This is a genomic window from Pseudomonas sp. PS02290 (genome assembly GCF_029960075.1).
In the GTDB taxonomy this organism is placed as follows: domain Bacteria; phylum Pseudomonadota; class Gammaproteobacteria; order Pseudomonadales; family Pseudomonadaceae; genus Aquipseudomonas.
Window position 1 is genome coordinate 1 of sequence record NZ_JASCOY010000208.1, and the last position, 1357, is coordinate 1357.

The following is a 1357-nucleotide window of genomic DNA, read 5'->3' on the forward strand; positions in this document are numbered from 1 at the left end:
GCAGTCCGGGCGCCCAAGCTACGACGGTTTCAAAGGATGATTACCTCATTAACCTAACCGATGGTTCGACGTTAAGACTGATACTCGAAGTGTCGTTTGATGGCGGGCTAACGCGCCGGGCGTTTCCAGTGCAGAGTTATACTGTGATTGCTAAACCAACAGAAATAGCGCCAACCATCACGTCAGTCATCGGCGCGGACGGCATTGAAATACCGGACGGTGCCAGCACCACAGAAACCAGTGGGAAAATCAGCGGCACGGGAACTAAGAACTATCAAGTCCGAATATTGGACAATGATGATGAACTGGAGGTTGTGGATACCGATTCCAATGGAAACTGGAGTACCAGATGGGGAACATACCTTGCTAACAGTAACCACCGCTTTTACGCTCAGACTATTAGCGGAAAACTAAGATCCAACGAGAGACGATTCACAATCATCCCGACGTTAACCATATGGAATTTTGACGATAATACTTTTCAAGGTTGGACCCCCCAAGGCCCGTACGTGCAAAATTTAACGCCGAGGGAAGGGTCGTTATACTGCGGCACACCAGGAGGGTTTAACTGGAGCGGAAACGTTATCTCCCGCACTATCAACTTACTGGCAGGGAAGACATATAGCTTTGAATTCTCCGCACTGAGAGTCTACAGCGGGCCTACTCGCCCACAATTCATACTATTAATCAACAACTCACGTATCGGTCCTTGGCTTGAAATGCCGAACAAAGACCAATGGTATATCGGCAACGGGAGCTTCCATTCTACCGACGACACTCAAGTAACTCTTAGCATTTGGAACGACAATTCCAGCTCTGACGGAAACGACTTTAGAATCGATTATGTCTCGATGAGACAAGTCGTTTAATCATCATTTGATTGGATAAATAATTAAGGGGTCTGATTGATAGGGCAAAGGGGTCTGATTTATTTATATCCTTAAATACATCAGGCCCCTCACGTTAAGCCTCAGACCATTTCCTCATAGCGCTAATTTCCATCCGCGATATACAGCTGCCAGGCCCTTCCTTTACTGGTGGTGTTCAATTAAGCCACGGCCGTACTGTCACTTCTGACAGCAGACACCTTATCCACACCGCCCGATACTGAAACCCGACATCACCGTTTCAAGGACGATTCCCATGAAAATAGAAAACCTCCCCCGCGCGCCCCGTCAGTCAAACGGCTCGGCCAGCCCCAGAGCACTTAACCCTCTGGTCTTCAGCTCTTTCGATGACACCCCAGACAACCCGCGCCGCGGTCTGGGTTATCTGCAACTGTCCGACCCCACGCGTCCGGTCATGCTGACCGCCAAGCTGCCCGACGTGACGCGCGTGGGCGATACCATCGAGCTGT

Annotated in this window: 2 protein-coding genes; both read left to right on the forward strand. The window is 50.0% G+C overall.

The features are described 5' to 3' along the window. On the forward strand, window positions 1-869 hold an 869-nt coding region (locus QMX88_RS29270; protein ID WP_282373734.1), incomplete at its 5' end, for a carbohydrate binding domain-containing protein. 274 nt (window positions 870-1143) lie between these two features. After that, window positions 1144-1357: hypothetical protein (locus tag QMX88_RS29275; RefSeq protein WP_282373735.1), on the forward strand; the 214-nt coding region annotated here is incomplete at its 3' end.